Origin of the sequence: Bacteroides sp. (genome assembly GCF_019417265.1) — a bacterium.
In the GTDB taxonomy this organism is placed as follows: Bacteria; Bacteroidota; Bacteroidia; order Bacteroidales; family Bacteroidaceae; genus Phocaeicola.
Genome location: NZ_DXVR01000017.1, coordinates 40,762 through 42,670 on the forward strand (window position 1 = coordinate 40,762; position 1,909 = coordinate 42,670).

At 33.1% G+C, this 1,909-nt stretch carries 2 protein-coding genes; both read left to right on the forward strand.

Features of this window, described 5'->3' with window-relative positions; all coding sequences use genetic code 11:
• On the forward strand, positions 1-1,208 hold a 1,208-nt coding region (locus QZ379_RS03965), incomplete at its 5' end, for a leucine-rich repeat domain-containing protein (protein ID WP_291558580.1).
• 11 nt (positions 1,209-1,219) lie between these two features.
• The gene (locus tag QZ379_RS03970; protein WP_291558581.1) at positions 1,220-1,846 is read left to right on the forward strand and encodes a hypothetical protein; all 627 of its coding nucleotides are present in this window, start codon (positions 1,220-1,222) and stop codon (positions 1,844-1,846) included.
• Positions 1,847-1,909 lie beyond the last annotated feature (63 nt).

Below are 1,909 nucleotides of genomic sequence, written 5' to 3' on the forward strand. Positions count from 1 at the left end.
TGTCTTTAAAGGTTATTTCCTTGAAATCGGAATTGCTGAATGATTTTGGAACAGAGGACAGACTGCTTTTTTGTGTAAAGGATTATCAGAATATCAGTGAGAGTGAATGTTTAAAGGCTATTCAGTTGCTTTCTAATGATGTTGAACTTGCTCAATTATTGGGCTTGTTTTATATAGCATATGCGAGGAATGAACTTAGTAATGTTTCTTTTAAGTTGTTTAATATAGCTAAGCCAGAATGTGTTCCTGTGATTGTCCCTGAAGTACAGCTTTCAACGATAGTTACAGATGAAGATTGGGAAAATGCTATTGAGGATGAATATGGTGTGAAATATAGTAGAGATGGCTTGAAGTTGTTGAACGCACCTAGAAATATTGAAAAATATAAGATAAAGAGTGGAACAAAGGTTATTTGTAGAAATGCTTTTTTTTATAATAGTTCATTGTGTGAAGTAATGATTCCTTCTTCTGTAACAAGTATCGGAGAAGAAGCTTTTAGTAATTGTAGTTCATTGCATGAACTAGTGATACCCTCATCTGTAACAAGTATTGGAAAAGGTGCCTTTAGTTGTTGTAGTTCAATGCGTAAATTAGTTATACCTTCTTCTGTAACAAGTCTTGGAGAATATGCCTTTAATAATTGTCCGTCCCTTCTGTTAAATATACAGAGTTCACAATTTAGATTAATAGATAATTCTATAATAGTTGATACAGATAAAGGGGATGTCTTATCGTGTTTAAATAATAAAAATCATATATTTATTCCTTCTTTTGTAACGAGTATCGGAAATGCAGCATTTAGTTGTTGTAGTTCATTGCGTAAATTAGTTATACCTTCTTCTGTAGTAAGTATTGGAAATCGTGCTTTTTGTGATTGTTTTTCCTTGCGTGAATTGGTAATCCATTCTTCAGTAACGAGTATTGGAAGCAGTGCATTTAGAGGTTGTAGTTCATTGCGTAAATTAGTTATACCTTCTTCTGTAACAAGCATCGGAGAATATGCCTTTAATGATTGTAGTTCTTTAAAGGAAGTAATTCTTCCTTCTTCTGTGAAAGATATAGGTAAAAACATATTTTTTCTTTGTACCTCCTTAAAGGTTATAATTATCCCCAAAGGTCAAACTGCAAAATTTAGAGAATTATTAATAAATGCAGGCTGTAATGACCTCTTTGTAATACTCTCAATAATAAAAGAACAAGACGAATAAAAACAAAACTTATGATAATAATAGAATCGAAGAAAAAGAAACCCGAAAATATATTGAAGAAATATCCTGATGCTATACTTTGTGATGTAACAAGTAAGGCGAAAGATAGTCTGATAAAACTAAGTCCTTTCTATCCGCATGGAGGAATACCGGTACCATTCAGTGACGGTTACACAGCAACTTGTGTGGAAGCGATTTGGCAAGGACTGAAAGTCTTTGAAAACAGTGATATAGATATAAGAATGTTCCGAAATGATACGATGAAGAATATAAAAAGGACTGTACGCAAGTACGGTACTCCATTAGGGCATAGAAAAGGTGTGAACGGAACAGAACTGTTGGATTATCTTGAAGCCCGCAAGCAAATATATATTCCCGCTTATCGTTGGGTATTGGAAAATAAGGTTTATGGAATTATAGAGAAACTTCGTCTGGCTTCTAAAACAAAGACGATAGTTCTGCTTGATTATGATACAAATAGTGATGTAGAAAATCTGAAGAAACCGCTTTCTCATGCCTCGCTTATTAAGGCGTATGTGGAGGGGATATATCCGTATGAGGATGCAAAAGGGATTGAAACGCTACATGAACAGAAAATAAAAGATAATTCTCCTCAACAATTAACTATCGAATGGTAAAATATTGAAAATTTAAAACTATGAATAAGAAAATAAACTGGCATGAATTTAAAAACATAATAG